This window comes from Streptomyces sp. NPDC029956, assembly GCF_055574655.1.
Genome location: NZ_JBVHZJ010000082.1, coordinates 1 through 15,828 on the forward strand (window position 1 = coordinate 1; position 15,828 = coordinate 15,828).

The 15,828-nt window shown below is 70.9% G+C and carries 13 protein-coding genes and 2 pseudogenes; 6 read left to right on the forward strand and 9 right to left on the reverse strand.

Annotated elements, in window-relative coordinates; translation table 11 throughout:
- Positions 1–112 precede the first annotated feature (112 nt).
- Positions 113–939 (reverse strand): annotated as a pseudogene (locus tag ACZ4XX_RS37420) (IS5 family transposase).
- A gap of 45 nt (positions 940–984) precedes the next feature.
- The gene (locus ACZ4XX_RS37425) at positions 985–1,563 is read right to left on the reverse strand and encodes a hypothetical protein (protein WP_468512275.1); all 579 of its coding nucleotides are present in this window, start codon (positions 1,561–1,563) and stop codon (positions 985–987) included.
- A gap of 173 nt (positions 1,564–1,736) precedes the next feature.
- On the opposite strand from ACZ4XX_RS37425, the gene ACZ4XX_RS37430 reads away from it, so the two are divergent.
- The 4 genes and pseudogenes from ACZ4XX_RS37430 to ACZ4XX_RS37445 all read left to right on the forward strand — a co-directional run bounded on the left by ACZ4XX_RS37430 (position 1,737) and on the right by ACZ4XX_RS37445 (position 4,029).
- The gene (locus tag ACZ4XX_RS37430) at positions 1,737–1,973 is read left to right on the forward strand and encodes a hypothetical protein (RefSeq protein ID WP_468512276.1); all 237 of its coding nucleotides are present in this window, start codon (positions 1,737–1,739) and stop codon (positions 1,971–1,973) included.
- Between the two features lie 112 nt (positions 1,974–2,085).
- Positions 2,086–2,292: pseudogene (locus ACZ4XX_RS37435) on the forward strand (PaaX family transcriptional regulator C-terminal domain-containing protein); the annotation flags it as partial.
- Positions 2,293–2,445: 153 nt separating this feature from the next.
- Positions 2,446–2,949: a GNAT family N-acetyltransferase gene (locus ACZ4XX_RS37440; RefSeq protein ID WP_468512299.1), complete on the forward strand. Its 504-nt coding sequence runs from the start codon at positions 2,446–2,448 to the stop codon at positions 2,947–2,949.
- A 636-nt stretch (positions 2,950–3,585) separates the two neighbouring features.
- On the forward strand, positions 3,586–4,029 hold the full coding sequence (locus ACZ4XX_RS37445) for a hypothetical protein (RefSeq protein ID WP_468512277.1): 444 nt from the start codon (positions 3,586–3,588) through the stop codon (positions 4,027–4,029).
- A 606-nt stretch (positions 4,030–4,635) separates the two neighbouring features.
- Here the strand turns inward: ACZ4XX_RS37445 and ACZ4XX_RS37450 are convergent.
- From ACZ4XX_RS37450 to ACZ4XX_RS37460, 3 genes are all read right to left on the reverse strand, one after another.
- Positions 4,636–4,929: a hypothetical protein gene (locus ACZ4XX_RS37450; protein WP_468512278.1), complete on the reverse strand. Its 294-nt coding sequence runs from the start codon at positions 4,927–4,929 to the stop codon at positions 4,636–4,638.
- A 69-nt stretch (positions 4,930–4,998) separates the two neighbouring features.
- Positions 4,999–5,136: a hypothetical protein gene (locus ACZ4XX_RS37455; protein ID WP_468512279.1), complete on the reverse strand. Its 138-nt coding sequence runs from the start codon at positions 5,134–5,136 to the stop codon at positions 4,999–5,001.
- A gap of 151 nt (positions 5,137–5,287) precedes the next feature.
- Positions 5,288–6,028 carry a VanZ family protein gene (locus ACZ4XX_RS37460; RefSeq protein ID WP_468512280.1) on the reverse strand — a complete coding sequence of 247 codons (741 nt, stop codon included), beginning with the start codon at positions 6,026–6,028 and terminating at the stop codon, positions 5,288–5,290.
- A 182-nt stretch (positions 6,029–6,210) separates the two neighbouring features.
- On the opposite strand from ACZ4XX_RS37460, the gene ACZ4XX_RS37465 reads away from it, so the two are divergent.
- Entirely contained in the window at positions 6,211–6,891 is a 681-nt protein-coding gene (locus tag ACZ4XX_RS37465; protein WP_468512281.1) for a DUF4230 domain-containing protein, read from the forward strand.
- A 178-nt stretch (positions 6,892–7,069) separates the two neighbouring features.
- Here the strand turns inward: ACZ4XX_RS37465 and ACZ4XX_RS37470 are convergent, their stop codons facing one another.
- The 4 genes from ACZ4XX_RS37470 to ACZ4XX_RS37485 form a co-directional block, all read right to left on the reverse strand.
- Positions 7,070–10,213, reverse strand: coding sequence for a hypothetical protein (locus ACZ4XX_RS37470; protein ID WP_468512282.1), 3,144 nt, complete (start codon positions 10,211–10,213; stop codon positions 7,070–7,072).
- Positions 10,214–12,076: an HSP90 family protein gene (locus ACZ4XX_RS37475; protein WP_468512283.1), complete on the reverse strand. Its 1,863-nt coding sequence runs from the start codon at positions 12,074–12,076 to the stop codon at positions 10,214–10,216. It lies immediately after the preceding gene.
- Positions 12,077–12,286: 210 nt separating this feature from the next.
- Positions 12,287–13,264, reverse strand: a complete 978-nt coding sequence (locus ACZ4XX_RS37480; RefSeq protein WP_468512284.1) for a hypothetical protein — start codon at positions 13,262–13,264, stop codon at positions 12,287–12,289.
- A 173-nt stretch (positions 13,265–13,437) separates the two neighbouring features.
- Positions 13,438–15,081: a hypothetical protein gene (locus ACZ4XX_RS37485; RefSeq protein ID WP_468512285.1), complete on the reverse strand. Its 1,644-nt coding sequence runs from the start codon at positions 15,079–15,081 to the stop codon at positions 13,438–13,440.
- Positions 15,082–15,406: 325 nt separating this feature from the next.
- Between ACZ4XX_RS37485 and ACZ4XX_RS37490 the strand changes: the two genes are divergently transcribed.
- Positions 15,407–15,775 (forward strand): hypothetical protein, encoded by a 369-nt coding sequence (locus ACZ4XX_RS37490; protein ID WP_468512286.1) that lies wholly within the window; start codon positions 15,407–15,409, stop codon positions 15,773–15,775.
- The last annotated feature ends 53 nt before the right edge of the window (positions 15,776–15,828 follow it).

Sequence of the window (15,828 nt, forward strand, 5' to 3'; positions counted from 1 at the left end):
CTCATCCGACAAGATCAACGCGGCCTTCGGCCGCCCGGTACGTGCCATAGACCAAGCCTACACATCTGAACAGAACTCCTGACTCAGAAGACTAGGAGTTGTCGTCAAAGTGTCACGCCCACATCAGGAGTGAGGCGAGAGTGATGGCCGCCCTGTAGGACTCGGCAGTCTTGTTGTACCGGGTGGCGATGCCGCGCCATTGCTTCAAGCGGTTGAAGCACCGTTCCACGATGTTGCGCCGCTTGTAGATCTGTTTGTCGAAGGCCGGCGGGCGGCCACCCCGGCTGCCACGCCGGGCCCGGTTGCCGGCCTGGTCGGCCCTTTCCGGGATGGTGTGCGGGATGTTCCGGCGTCGCAGCCAGGTGCGGATCGCCTTCGAGCTGCAGCCCGTGTCGCCGATGACGTGGCCGGGCCGGACACGCGGTCGTCCCGCCCCGAGGCGGGGTACGCGCATCGCCTACATCACGGCGGTGCACTGGGTGCAGTCGTTGGTGTTGCCGCCGGTGACCACCAGGGCGAGGGGGCGACCCAGGCCGTCGCAGTCCAGATGAAACTTGCTGGTCAGCCCGCCTCTGGAGCGACCGAGCGCCGGGCTGCGGTGCCCCCTTTTCGGGCCCCGGCCGCGTGCTGGTGGGCCCGGACGATGCTGGAGTCGACCGACACCAGCCAGTCGATGTCTCCAGTTGCATCCGCCCGGGCCTGTGCGGTCTGCAGCATCCGGTCGAACGTGTCGGCCGCCCAGCGGCGGAACCGGGTGTGCAGGCTGGCCCAGGAGCCGCACCGCTCGGGCACATCTCGCCAGTCCACCCCGGCCCGGGACTTCCACACGATCCCGTTGAGCATCGTCCGGTCGTCCAGCCGAGGCCGCCCCATCGACGTCCGAGGCAGCAATGGCCGCACGAAATCCCACTCGGCATCCGTCAGTTCATGACGTTGTATCACCTGATCATGATCCATCAGCCGAGGTTTCATAGGCGGCAGAACCTAGTAATTCGCCTCGTCGCCGCTGTTCACGTACGAGTCGATGCTGACCGAGTAGCCGGCCCCGGTGGTGAGGTCGGGGCGGCTTCCGTGACCGTCCTCCGCGAGGCTATCGGCGGTGAGGAAGACGATGCACAGGGTCATGTCATCTCTGGTGAAGCTCAGGTCGCCGGGCAAGGCTTCGGGGTCAGGAATCCATCCGTCCCGTGCCAACGCGGTCCGGTAGTGCGCGGTCACTTCGGCCCGTGTGCCGGGGAAGGTGTACGTCCGGTCGGCGGACACCACCACATCGCCGCTGTCCGCCCAGCAGCCGGCGTCCACCTCCTCGAATCCCCGGGCGATGGTGGCTCCGTCGGGCCGGGAGTTGAGGATGTCGAGCGCCGCCATCTCCTTTACCCGGTCGTCAGTCCCCTCGCAGTCCCTGGCGAGTTCCAGCAGGGCGCAGCCGGTGAGCGTTGCGGCCGCAAGCGTGGTCGACAGGAGCAGGGATATCGGGTGGGTGGTGCTTGTCCGCAGGGGCAAAGAGGTCTCCAGGGTGAGGGCCGGGGCGGAGGGGGAGAGGCCGCCGGACAAGAGAGTCATCCGTGCCGGCTCCGGAGCGGGCACGGCCCAGTTCTACCAGCAGCCGTGGCCCTCGTTCTTGATGTGAGCGTGACACTCTGACGACACCGCCCAGCCTCCTCGAGGTCCCCGCGATCCTGCGTGCCCGCGCGGCTGTCGCGCCGGATGCGCGCTTCACCTTCCATTCCAGCCGGATGCGCACGACCCATGCGCCCCAGGAACAGCTCAAGGCCATGGACGCCGACTCCGACCGCTGCGCCGTGGAACTGTCCGACGCGCGGGTCGGCGTACTCGGGTACGCCTGTCTCGTCGCCATCATGAGCATGAGACCGGGCTACCACCGGGTCTCCGAGGAGCGACTGCACATGCGTACGGTCGAGAACGGCGCTGCCGCGCCCTTCGTCACCAGCGCGGGCGCGCTCGTCCACTGACTGAACACCATCGGCGCCGCCAAGAAGATCACCCTGCTCACCCCCTCTATGCGCCCTCCGACCCGGACGGTCGTGGACTACCTCACTCTGGAAGGCATCACGGAAGGCGATCATGTCGGACAGCCCCCTCAGGCCCAGCTCGTTGATCAACACGGTCTACGGTGCGTTCCTGCCCCGCCTCGGTAACTGGGGCTCCATCGCCGACCTGATCACGCTGCTGGGGGGGGAACTGGACGTCGACGCCTCGGCGGTGCGGTCGGCGATCTCGCGACTGAAGAAGCGCGGGGTCCTCGAACCGGAGCACAGGGGCGCCACGGGTTACCGACTGAGTCCGGCCGTCCTTCCCGTCTTCGACGAGGGCGACCGCCGGGTCTTCGCCAGCCTGGAACCGGCCGACCCGGCGGACGGCCGGGTGGTATACGGGGAAAACCCAGGGGAGCGTTCGCGCAGCGCGCTGCTACGGTCGGGCCCTATGAGCTGGCTCCCCGATGACTTCGTCCATCCCGTCCTGGTACCGCTGCCGGGCAGTGGTCATCACCTGCGGCCGATCCGGGAGACGGACACCCCGCTCGACTATCCGGCTGTGATGGGTTCGCGCGAGCGGCTGTGGACCATCTTCGGCCCAGCCTGGGGCTGGCCCGCGGCCACCATGACCTACGAGGCCGACCAGGCCGACCTGTTGCGGCACGAGAAGGAGATCGCCGCACACCAGTCCTTCAACTACGCCCTGTTCGACGCGGCGGAGACCGCTCTGCTCGGCTGCGTCTACATCGACCCACCGGAGAGGGCCGGCGCGGACGGCGAGATCTCCTGGTGGGTGGTGGACGAGCTGGTGGGCAGCAAGGTCGAGCAGGCCCTCGACGAGCTGGTGCCGCAGTGGATCGCCGCCGACTGGCCGTTCGACCAGCCGCGCTTCCTCGGCCGCGAGATCTCCTGGTCGGACTGGCTCGCCCTGCCGGAACACCCCGACGCGTAAGTGGCTTTTGTCGTCATGCCTGGGGCTTGGTGCTCGAGCGGCAGTCTCGATTGCGTAGTCGTCGGGTGCTCGGGAGATGCGAGGAGGGCCTCCTGAACCGCCCGCGACCCTGCGGTCGTCCAGCCGCTTCCGCCCCGCGACGACTCGGGTGGCAGCGGCCGTACGAACTCCCCCTCGGCATCTGACAGTTCATGGCGACGAATCACGACACCGCGAACCACCAGGCGAGATCTTTTGAAGACACTACCCAGGAGGAACGGTGGCAGCCCAACGCGCCATACACGAGGACGCAGAGCGATGAGGAACGCGTGGGTGAGGGAGAACCGGTGTGCTGCGGGGTGCGTCGTGTGAGGTGTCGTGGTTCCGCGGTGCAACGAGAGGCAGGGAGCAGTGCGAGGTCTGACGATCCGCATGGCGGTCGGATGTGTTGTCGTCCTGGCGATGGCATCCTGTGCGGGCCCGGAGGAGCCTGCGCGGTCACCACAGCCGACGACCGAGCGCGGGAGCGCGCCGGGGACGGCGGGCTCGGGGCCCTCGGCAGGGGAGTCGTCGAGTACGGACAAAGCCGTAGCGCAGGCCGCGGACAAGATGCGCACCGCCGCCACCGGCGCCAATTCCCCTGCCCAGGCGGGCCTGTTGGTCGCCGCCGAAGCGAGCAACGGGGCGCTCTTCGTGTGGGAGACGGCGGACGACCGTTTCTGCCACGGCGTCGCGATGACGCAGGGAATGACGACCGTCGCATGCACCTCCCGCCCGAACACACCACCTGTGGAGAAGACGCCACGGCTCGTTCCGTTGGTCCGCATGACGGCGACGGGATGGAACGTCGTCTTCGGCGCGGAACACGAGACGGTCGAGTCAGCCACCTGCAAGGGTGAACCGGTCCACGTGCGGGACGTCGGCCTCATGGCGGACGGACGCCGCACGATCCACGCCATCGAGTTCCCCGACATCACGGTAGGCACCGTGAGTGTGAAGGTGAGAAGGGGAACGCGGGTGGTCACGGAATCCCTCGAACTGGACCTGTCGGTAAAGGCGGGTGACCGGGAGCTGGCGTCGTGCGACCCCACCAGATCCTAGGGTTTCCTTTTGGATCATGTTGAAGCCCGCACCATGCTCAGGGCAGCGCTGGGGGGCGGCGCGAGGATCTGTTGAGGGCAGGCGCGGCAAGTCTCCTGAGGAACGTCTCCGGGATCCGCTGGGGAGAACTGCGTGATGCGTCAGGGGCCGCGGCCGGCGGAATTCCCCCTCTGCTGTCCCGGATCGCCTTTGGCGATGAAGCCACTGCCCGTAGCGCCATCGGGCCGGCTGGGAGTCAGCAGCGAGGAGAGCCGTGCACGCAGACCGGTCGGTCATCGAGGCTGGCTGAAGCGGGGCGTAGTCCAGCAGCTGCGCGGCACGGCGGCCGAGTTGGGCCAGGACGGCGCCTGGCAGCCACTCACCGACCTGGTCGGTCTCCGTGCGTTCGGCGACCTCCTGGGGGCTGGGCCGCTTGACCGGGTCCCTGTGCAGACAGGCGCGTGTGAGCTCGACGAGCGACATCCGGTACGCCCGTCAGGTCCGCCTCCTCCTCGGCGATCCGGAAGTGGTGGGCGTTCAGGCCCGTCTCCGTTGCGCCGAACAGCAGCCGTGCGGTGGCGGCGTAGACGAGGAGCGCCCGCCGGTGCCGTCCTCAGTGCTCCGTGATCACACCGAGGCGCCGGCGCCGGCCGTGAAGCCGTATGTCCTCAGCGGATCGAGATGCAGTTCGTACGGGCCCATGCAGTCCGCGGCAAGGGTGGCGGCGCGTGCCCCGCACGTGCACGCCATGTTGCGGCCTCCGGTTCCGAGCGGTCCGCAGCATCCGTGATGGATGCCCAGGGAGCCGGACAGCCGCAGGCTCGGCACGTCCTGCGGATGCACGAGTACGGAGTTCCTGGGGCCGACAGACACCATGCCGGTCATGTCGGGTGGCATGAGGAGCCCCCGGCTCACCGGCACGCCCGCAGCCTGGGCATCAGGGGCCACGAAGGGGGCGCCCCAGGGTTCGGGGTCGATGGCATAGCTGCCTCACGGGACTGTCGACGGCGCGAGGCGGTTCTCGCCGTGGCGGTCCTTGTCGTGCACGGACACGTCAGGGACGCCCGGAAGCCCTTGGAGGTCCGGGGTGAGTTCGGCGCCGCACTTCGCGCAGGAGAAGACCGTCATATGAGAGTTGTACCCCGCCGACAGCGTCGATCACGATCGAGCCCGCGGACGGCGGCAGCTACGGCACCCGGCACCGACGCGGCGTCGCGACCCACTCGACCCGAGCGGATGAGAATCCACTCCCAGAGGCACCCGCGTCCCCACCACAGCGTCAGTGGGGCGAGTCGCCCAGGCGCCGCTGCCACCAGCGGGGGCGCTTACGTGGGCGGACGATGCGCCCCAGTCGCCGGCCGACGAGCACGTAGCCGATAAGCGCTCCCGTCGTGTTGAGCAGGACGTCGTCGACATCGAAGGCGCGTCCCGTGACGAGCGCGCCCTGCACGAGTTCCACGAGCAGCATGGTGACCGCGGTGACGAGCGCGACTCGAAGGAATCCGCGTGCCCTGAGAGACAGGAGCGGCAGCAGGATTCCGAAGGGGACACCGAGGGCGATGTTTCCCCCGAGCTGCTTGACGGTGTCCACGAAGCCGGGCTGGTTGAGGTAGTTCTCGATCGACCGGCCCGGTGTCAGATTGCTGTGTGTGAGGGGTACGGACGCGGGCGAGGCCTCCAGGGTGAGCCGGGCCAGGACCACCGCGAACGCCACCATGCCCACGAGGGCCGTCAGGGTGATCAGCGCCCGCACGAACCGCCCCGGGCCTCGCCGGACCGGGGCCGCCGCTGCCTCCTTCGCCTTGGCCTTGGCCTCTTCCTTCTCCTCAGCCTTGGCCTTGGCCTTCTCCTCAGCCTTGGCCTTCTCCTCGCCCTTGCCCTTCGCCTTGGCCTTGGCCCTCTCGGAAATGCCCGCTGCCTTTCCGCCCGGTCCGGCCCCGCCCGGCTTCGTCTCGACGGGCGCAGCCGTCCTGTCTCCTGTCGCTCCGGTCCGTCTCCGCGACACTCTCCAATCGATCATGCCCTTCCTCCTCCTCTGAACCACCGCGTGCGGACAGACCCCGCGTACCCCGACCAGGTGGCGGTATGCCGTGCGGGTTCACCGGCTTCCACACGTGTGGCACACGTCCCTCAGGAGCATCAACCCGTCGCAGAGTGAGCGGAGTTGGGAATGAGGGGCGTCAATGCGGGCACGAGGCGACCATGGGAGAAGACACCGAGAACAGACCCTCGCCGCCCCACCGCACCTGGCGGCGGTCCGGAGGGAAGTGGCGCCTCGTCACCGGCGTTCTGCTCGTGCTGGCCGTCGTCCTCATGCTGATCGGTCAGTTCTTCAGGCTCCCCGGCCTGGACGTGTTCGGGACGCAGGTGAAGGACCGTTCCGGTCCCGCCGTCCTGCAGTCCGTCCAGGACCTGAGCCGGTACGAGGGAGCGGCGGGGACCTATCAGGTCGTGGTCGACCTGGAGCACGACGCGCGGTTCCTGCCGGACTCGATCCGCGGAACCCGCACCCTCTACGTGGCGAACGGCAGCGTCGGCGCCTACGTCGAGCTGGGCGGCCTCGGGAACGACGCCGTGACGGTCGACGCGGACCGGACCGAGGCCACCCTGCGCCTGCCGCATGCCAGGCTGGCCTCCCCCGCGCTCGATCCCGAGCGCTCGTACGCCGTTTCCAAGCAGCGCGGTCTGCTCGACCGGCTGGGCGATCTCTTCTCGGACAACCCCGCGAGCGAGCAGGCCGTCAACGTCCTCGCCGCCCAGCGCATCAGCGACGCCGCCCGTGAGTCCGGCCTGACGTCGCGGGCGGAGCGGAACACGACGGAGATGCTCCAGAAACTCCTGCGCGGCCTCGGCTTCGAGCGGGTGACGGTCACCTACACATGAGCGACGGTCTCCGTGTGGACAGCGGCCGGCCGCCGGACAGCCGTCGACCGCCGGACAGCCGTATGCCCCGCGATCGTCGCGGGGCCGACGGCGGCCAGGAAGCTCGCACGCGACGCGCGAAGACCCCGCGGCAGCCGCCGACGCTCCTGCCCCCGACGACCCCGCGAGTCCTGCGCTCCTACCGCGTCACGTACTCCTCACGCAGGGCGTCCAGGATCTCGGCTGCCTCCGTGAGGTCCGCTGCGCGGCAGCGGGACGCCGCCGCCGTGAGGCGGGCGACGGCCTCCTTGAAGTGGCCCAGGCCGTTGCCCTCGACGAGGGCCGCGAGCCTGACCGCCTCGGCGCGCGGCAGTTCGCCCCGCTGTCCGCCCTGTTCGTGCGCGGCGACGGCGGCCTCCGCCTCGGTCAGGGCCTCCGCGAAGCGTTCCGCCTGGGCGAGGACACGGGCCCGGCGGTAGTGGATCTCGCCACTCTCGTACCAGGAGTGGAAGCCCTCTGTGTCGTCCGGGACCGAGGCGACGACCGCGTCGGCATCCGCCAGGTGCTGCAGTGCCGCGTCGACGCCGCCCTCCTCCCGAGCGGACATGGTGAGACGCGCGAACTCGCGCATCATGAAGATGACCAGCGGGGGGTGCGGCGCCTCGGCGTGCGCGGCGACCGCCCGTGCGTACGCCGTGCCCGCCGCCTCCCAGCGGTCGGCCAGCGCCAGGGTCGTCGCCGCCTCCGCGGCCACAAGGGTGTGGATCGTGCGGTCGTCCTCCCAGGCCGCGACCGTGTCCGCGAGACGCAGGAACTCCTCCGCCGAGGCGAGGAACTCCTCGAGCTCCCGCATCCCGCGCGCCAGGGTGAGCCGGGCCTGGGCGACAAGGCGCTCGTCGAGCGACGAGGCCGCCTCGTCGGTGAGGACGGACTCCAGTACGGCGACGGCGTCCGCCTGCTGCCCCGTGTTCGCAAGGACGTCGGCGAGCTGGAGACGTGCCTGGGCCGCCTCGTCGTGCGTCCCCTCCTGGTCGAACCGCGCTGCGGCCTCGGAGAGGTGACGCACGGCGCCGGTGGAGTCCCCGAGGTGCGAGGACGCGTGGCCGAGCAGTGCGTACGTCTGGGCGAGCGGGAAGTCCGTGTCGTCGTACCGCACCGCGTCGGAGATCGCCCGGTGCAGCAGTTCCGCGGCCTCGGCCGGCGCCTGCTCGGCGAGGAGGATCTGGGCGAGCAGCGCGCGCGGGCGCGAACCGCGCCAGGGCCGCCCGGAGGCGTCGACGTCCTCCAGGGCCGCGCGCATCTCGGACTCGGCAAGGACCGTGTCGCCGCGCTGGGCGGCGATGTCGGCGACGAACTGGCGTGCGTTGGCCACATGGTGGCGCACGGAGAGGCGCTCCGCCTCGGAGCGCAGCTTCTGGACCGACTCCTCGAACCGTTCCCGTACGGCGTCGGGGGCCTCCGGGAGCTGCCGCTGGAAGTCCTGGTAGGCGGCGAAGACGGAGCAGTACAGCACGGTCAGGTACTCCAGCGCGCGCTCCGAAGCCAGGTCGGGGCAGGCGACGGCCTCGACCTCCCCCAGTGGCTGCGGCGCGCCGGTGAAGGGCGCCTCGGTGCCGAGGCGCTCGGCCTCGCGCAGGCAGGCGTCGAGCGAGGCCCGAATGCCGTCCGCGCCGGTGCCGTCGGCGTTCGTGGGCACCGTCGCGCCGCCGCCGTCCTCCGTCGTGGACACCAGCGCACTGCTGCCGTCCGCGTTCGTGCCCACCTGCGGGCTGACGTCGTCCGCGTGGTCGTCCTCCGCCGCCGTACGGTCCCGCTGAGCGGCGGCATCGGACGCGGTCGCCCAGGCGAGTGCCCGCGCCCGTGTGGAGAGTGCCTGCCACGGCATCGTGAGCTGCTCGAACAGGTCGGCGGCGAGCTCCAGCTCGGTGATGCTCTCCGCGTGCCGGCCCTCCTGCAGGAGCCGGTACGCGCGCTGCTCGGCCAGCTCCGCCCGCAGCAGTTCCTCAGGGCCGAGCCGGTCGTCGTGCGTGGTACCGCCGTCGGCCGCCTGCTCGGCGATGCGGGTCCAGAGGCGGGTGTCCCCGGGGTGTCCGAGGCGCTTCATCCGCCGTGCCTCGGTCACCAGGGAGAAGAAGTCGTCGGGAATCGCCGGCCCGGCCGTGGCCGCACCGAGGGACGCGGCCGGCCCCACGCCGGCCACTCCGGCCGCGGTGGCCGCCGGGGCCGGAGCGCGGGTGGCGGACGACCTGAGCCCGAGCGGCAGCGGCTCGTCGAGCACGGGACGGCGCTCGAGGCGTGAGCGGCGGCGGTCGCCGACGGTCGTCGTGCCGTTGCGTGCGTCGAACGCGGCGGAGAGCCGGTCCGCCTCGGAGCGTACGTGGGCGCAGAGCCCGGCCGCCGTCCAGTTCCGTCCCGGCGGGCCGGCGACGGGGGTGTCCCCGTGGCCGTCCTCGACGAGCCGGGCGAGCAGCGCCTCGACGCCGGTGAGGAACTCCAGATGGGCCAGCGGCGCGCCGGTCGCCTCGAAGAGGGGCCGGTTCTCCGCCAGGATCTCCAGCCCGCGTCCCTCGTTGCGCGAGAGGGCGCAGAACTCCAGGTGCAGACCGACCTCCTCCTGCATGCCGGTGTGGCCGCGAACCCGCCGGTAGCCGGTGAGGTGGTGCGAGCGGGCCTCGTCCGTACGCCCGAGGCGCAGCAGCGGCAGCAACGCGCGCGCCTGGCTGACCTGTGGTTCCTCGGTGCAGGACTGGGCTCCGTCGAAGACCGGCCGCCAGGTGTCCAGCGCGCCGGCGTCGTCGCCTGCCACCACCTGGTGCCAGGCGAAGTGCCGGGTCTCGCAGGCCTCGCAGTCGCTCAGCTCGGTGCGCGGCCGGGTGGCCCAGAGGTCGTACGCGTCGGCGACACCGCTGCCGGTGTGGAGCGCCACGTGGTAGCGCATCGCCGCCACCGGCTGCATGCCGTGCTCGCCGGCCTCGTACCGGCTGCGCATCTGTTCGATCCAGCTCCGGACGGAGGTCAGCGGCATCTCGGGGACCTGGAGCAGGGACGTCGTCACCCACTTGAACCGCCAGAAGACCTGGTGGGCCTCCCACTCGCTGAACGACTCGGGGGCGGTGTCCCACAGCTTGAGCAACCGGGCGAAGGTCACCGGCGACTTGCGGTGCTCGCCGGTGAACTCGTACGCCGACATCAGCTCCAGCAGGGCCGTGACCAGGACGTCGGGCTTGTCGAAGGGCTCGGCGGCCTCGACGAGCTCCTCGGCGGTGACGGTACGGGGCAGGCCGTGGGGTCGTTCGTTGTTCTCGCGGAGCGCCTCGACGACGGCCTCGGGCGTGTCCAGCATCTACAGTTCCTTCCAGGGCTCGGAGCCGGGTGCCGCCGTGCCGGGGTGATGCATGGCGTGGGTGAGCAGACCGATGAAGGCCCGGTTGAGCAGGGCGCTCTCGCTCGCCCGGAGCGGGCGGCGGCTGAGCAGCAACGCCTGACCGTAGAGGGCCTCGGCGGCCGTGACGGCGAGGCCCCGTTCGGTGATCGTGATGGCCTGCCGGACGAGCGGGTTGAGGTGGTTCAGGACGAGCTGGGCGCGTGGGGTCTCGTGCCGCAGGGAGCCGAGGATGTCGGCCCAGAGGCCGTCGCTCTCGGCGGCGAGGGTCGACCGGGTCCGCTCGTGCCGCGCGTCCCTGTTGTCGAGGAGGAGCGCGGGGGCGGTGACCGGCTGGAAGTCCCGCAGGACGACGTCGCAGTCGTGGACGCCGATCGTCTCCCGGGCGATGGACAGGAAGGCGGCCGCCCTGAGTTCGGCGGTCGGGTCGACGGTGTCGAGATGGGCGGTGACGGTGGCGGGGTCGAGGTCCGTGACGGTCGTGCCCGGCCGGATCTCGGGGAGCCGGTGCACGAGGTCGCGGTCGTAGGTGTAGCCGCCGTTGACCACGCCCAGGCCCGCGGCCGCGGCGATCGGGGCGACCTGGCGGAACTCCTCGACGCTGCGGGTGACGAGCAGGGTCCGGTGCGTGCGGGCGAACTCCTCGAGCGTGACGTTGCCGTCGGTGGTCTCGAACGGCAACCACGGCAGCACGATCCGCAGCAGTTCGTCGTCGTGCCGGGCGAGTGCCTTGACCGCGAGGTGGTGGGTGTCGATGAAGCGGTGGAGCAGCGACGGATCGCTGGCGGCGAGCCCGGTGAGCCAGTCGCGGATCCGCTCGCCCAGGGCGTCCCGAACGGCGGACAGGGTGCCGTCCTCGTACAGTGCCTCCCGTGACGCCGTCGGCCGCAGACTGGTGGTGTCGACCACACAGCGCACGAAGAAGGCCCACTCCGGGAGCAGTTCGGGCGCCCGGTCGGTGAGCAGCATGCCCTTGAGGTGCACCCGGTGCCCCGCGCGCTGCGCCGGGCTCACGGCTGTCGGGAGGACGTAGGCGACACCCCGCAGCCCGGCTGCGGGGAGGTCCAGCTCGATCGTGTCGAGCGGGGTGAAGTCGAAGAGGCCGCGGCAGTACGTGGTGAGGGCCTCGCGCCGGGCCAGCGGGGAACGGTGGTCCCGGTCCCACGGGGGTGCCTCGTTGACCTGGTGGCTCTCTCCGCGCGGCCCGACGACGGTGACCTCGTGCCGCAGGAGACCGCCGTAGTGGCGGGCCAGGGAGACGACCCGCTCCGGTTTCGTCCACTCGGCGTTGTCGGCGCGCGGGGTGAGCCGCACGGTCGTACCCGGCTCGGGCACGGCCGACGCGGGCAGGGTCTGGATCGTGTACCGGCCGTCGGAGTGCCCGCGCCACTCGACGGCGGGGGCCGAGGGGTCCTTCGCGGACCGGCTGACCACCGTGATCTCGTCGGCGACGACGAAGCAGGCGAGCAGACCGATGCCGAACTGGCCGATGAAGTCCCCGCGGGCGGCGTCGAGCCCGGCCCCGTCGAGGGCGCCGTCGGCGGTCCGCTTGGAGCTGCGCCCGATCGTGGCGAGGAAGCGGTGGACGTCGGCTTCGGTGAGACCGATGCCGGTGTCCGTGACGGTGAGGGTGTCACCGGTGCGCACGGTGATGGTCGCGGGCGCGTCGGGATCGACCGCCTGGCGGGCGGTGATGGCGTCCACGGCGTTCTGCAGGAGCTCGCGCAGGTAGACGCGGGGGCTCGAGTAGAGGTGGTGGGAGAGCAGGTCGACGAGGCCGCGCAGGTCGACCTGGAAGGTGTGTGCGGATGAGGAGTGGGACACCTGACGGAGTCTTTCGGTGGACGCGCCGACGCCACGAGGGCGGAGCGGCGACGGTGCGGGCGGGAGCGGGAGGTCGCGTGGCGACGGAGACGGAGGGAGGAGTACGGGGCTCTGCGCCGGCGTCCCGGACGCGTCGGCGTCCGGCGGCGGAAGCGGAGGAGGGGGTACGGGTGCGGGGGCCGGGGACCGGGCGTCCGCGTCTCGGGCGCGTCAGCGTCCGGCTGCCGAGCGCCGCTTCCGGTACGCCGCCGCGGGGTCGGAGCCGTCCAGGTAGTACCAGGGGAACTCGGTGACACGCCCCTCGGTCGCCTTGAAGCACTCCCGTGCGGCGTCCTTCTCGCCGGCGAGGGAGAAGGCCATGGCGAAGGTGTTGAGCACCTTCAGCCAGTCGCCCTCGCGAACGAAGTCCGGGTGCCGGAAGGAATGGTCGGCGGCCTCATGGAGGGAGGCCCTCACCTCACGGCGGCCCATGTACGCCGCATCCGCCCCCGAGTCGAGGGAGAGCCACTCCTCGATGTGGCCGACCGCGACGAGCTGGCCGAGCAGGGTGCCTCCGGGTGCGCCGAACGCGGCCGCGCGCGCGAAGGCGTGCATCTCCTCGTGCGAGCCGCCCCACTTGTCGCAGACCTGTTGCAACTGCTGCTGGTGCGCCTGAAGGTGGCGCGGGTCCCGTCGTACCGTCGCCTCGAACCGGCGTCGCGCCGTGACCTGACCCACCTGGAGACCTCGGCCGGTCACCTGGAGGCCGTACCAGGGGGAGACCCACAGCGGCTCGCGTTCGGCCACCTCGTACAGCCACTCCTCGGCCGTGCGCAGGCGCGCGTGGAAGAGGTCGAACTGTGCGCGCGAGACCTGCGCGGCGCGGGCTCCGGTGCGGGCCTCCCAGCCCCAGCTGATGTGGCGGATCCCCGCAACGAGCCGAGGGAGCGCCGCCTCCGGCTCCGCTTCGAGGACCGGAGCGATCCACCGCTCCACGCCGGCGGTGTCGCCGACGGCCCACAGGAGCTCGACCCGGTCGTCGCTCTCGGGACGCGCTTCGAGTACCTCGCGCACCCCGGTCCAGCTCCCGGCCCCGGCGGCCTCCCGTATGCGGCCGACCGCGGGATCGCCGGAGTCCTGCTGTACCCGAGCGCTGGGCCGGCCGGCCCACTTCCCCAGCGTGAGCCCCCAGTCACCGAGCAACGCCATATCCCCACCCCTTGCATGTTCGAACAGGAAAGCCAGTGATCACCCTCCTGTGGAGGAAGTGACTATCACGCCCGGCTGACAATCGCACAGATGCTTCTCCGGCCGCCCCGCCCGGCTCGACAGAGGCCCCAGTCCGCGATGGGTCCGTTCGTGGTCGGTCGGTCGCAGGAAGGTCAGTTCGCGGCGGGCCGGAGGAAGGCGGACCCGACGGACAGGGCCGTCTCTTCCACCGCTTCGCGGTTCTCGTCCTCAGCCGTGAACAGGACCATGCCGATGCTGCCCTTGTCGCCCCACACGCACATCGCCCGCGGCGTGCCGGTGACCGCCTCGGTGTACCTGTGGCACCGCATCCAGGCGCCGTGCGGGCCGGCCCCGGCCCGCCAGCTGTCCTCGACGAGGCCGACCTGATCCGTCTCGACGGGGAGGACCCCGCCCCCGGTCACGTACGACTCCCGCATCTCGTGGAAGTCTCCGGTCGTCACGGCCACCAGGTACTCGGCCGCGGCGTCGGGAGCGGCGTCCTCGGCGACGTACACCCGCGCCGTCGACCCTGCCTTCTCACTCTCCGGCACAGAACCGAACGGGTCGAACTCCGCACGCAGATCGAAGCCCTGCAGACCCCGGAAGGTGTCGTGGGCGACGATGTCGTAGCGGGGGTACGCGAGGGAGGCGGTGTACGCCGCGACACCGATGACCATCAGAAGCACGAGTCCGGCTGCGGCGAAGGCGTACTCACGCGGAGTGACGCGCGGCACGGGCGGCAGCTCCGGGACCTGGAACCCGCCGCCCGTGACGCCCGCTTCGTCACCGGGTACGGCTTCGGTAGCGCCGGCGACCTCGGAATCGCTCTCGGCTTCTCCCACGGCTTCGGTTCCGGCTACGGCCTCGGAAACGCTTACGGGTTCTTCGGAAGCGCTCGTGGCTTCAGCAACACTTGCGGCTTCGTCAGCGCTCGTGGCTTCGGCAACGCCTGCGGCTTCGGAAGCGCTCGTCGCTTCGGCGACGCTTGCGGCGATCCGCTCGGCAGCCTGCTCGCGGGCGGTCCGCAGCTGCTTGCGAAGGCCGAGGAACGGCAGGCCCAGCAACAGCCACGCCCCCGCCGCCACGCCGTACGGCATGTCCGGCAGGACGGTGAGGCGCAGGACGATGAGCACAGCGACGACCACACCGACGGCGAACCGGTAATCGAGACCCCGGCGCAGCAGCAGGCGCGACCAGGTCCGGCCGGTGACGGCGAGGGCGGCCGTCGTCTCGGCGAGCACGGCGAGCCGCAGATCGTGCGGAGCCGCGGCGGCCCACTGCGCGGTCTGAGCGGCGGCAGCCTGAGGCGTGGGCGCTTCGGCGAAGGCGCGGGCCGCGTCGAACGACTGGACCCGGCGCACCATGACGGTGTTCTTGGCGCTCGTGGAAACGGAGCTTCCCGCAGCCTCGGCCCGTAGCAACTCCGGCGAATCCGGCGCGAGTTCCCGCAGACGGGCCAGGAGTACGGGGCCCCTGGCATGGCGCCCCGGCCGGTCCATCGCGTCGGTGCGGGTGCAGAGTTCCGCGTACCCGGCGAGCAGACCCACGTCGTCCGGGAAGGCGTCCAGGCCCTCACGGAAGACCCGCTCGGCGGCGTCGTCGTGGTCGTCGTCGTCCTCGGCCACATGGGCGCGGGCCAGTGCGAGGAAGAGCGCGGCGTCGGGCCCGTCGGCTTCGAGGGCGGTCCGCGCAGCAGCCCGCGCCTCGGCCGGCCGGCCGGCGGCGACAAGCGCGTCGACCCGCGTCCGCACGTGGCCACGCACGTCATCGCGCACGTTGTTCTTGTTGTCGTTCAAGAGTCCCCACCCCTGGTACAGCAGGCCGGACGAACGCGGCCGCGACCGTCACTATCGCCGGTAGCGGAATCCTGGTCAACCAGAAATCCGACCCTCTGACCTCCCCTTTTGCCGCACAACAACGTGCAATCGGATGCACTTCGGGCAGCTGTGCCCTTCGAGGACACTGGGGGCACCGGCCGACGTAGCGCCGCTGGAAGCCACCGTCACACCGATGGCTCCACCGGGTCTGAGCCGTCGAACGACACCGGCCGCGGCGGCGACGAGGCGCGCCCTCGACTCCAGGGTCCCGAACCTGCCGGTGCCCGGCAGGGAGCATGGAGGCATGGCCACTGATCATCCTGCCGAGCGGGGCGGTGCCGGGCACGACCGCTTCGCCGCATTCTCCGAACGGGCGTCAAACGTCACCGCTTCCCCTCTGTTCTACGTCCTGTGCGTGCTCCTGGTGCTGGGCACGGTCGTCCTGCACTTCATGCACCCGCCGTTGTCCTGGCTGATCTTCGCCGGGGATGTCATGACGGCCGTCAACCTCCTCCTGCTCGCGCTGTTGAAGAACACCGAGCGACGTGACACGCACGCCGTTCAGCGCAAGCTGGACGCCATCGCCGCGGCACTGCTGGAGCAGCGCGAAGGCACGAGCCACTCGGCGGCCGACGAGCTGAGGCGTGCGATCCGCATGGAGGAGGAGCAGTGAGGGATACCGGCCGAAGGGACGCTCGCAAGGCGGGCGCGTACGCGTCACTGACC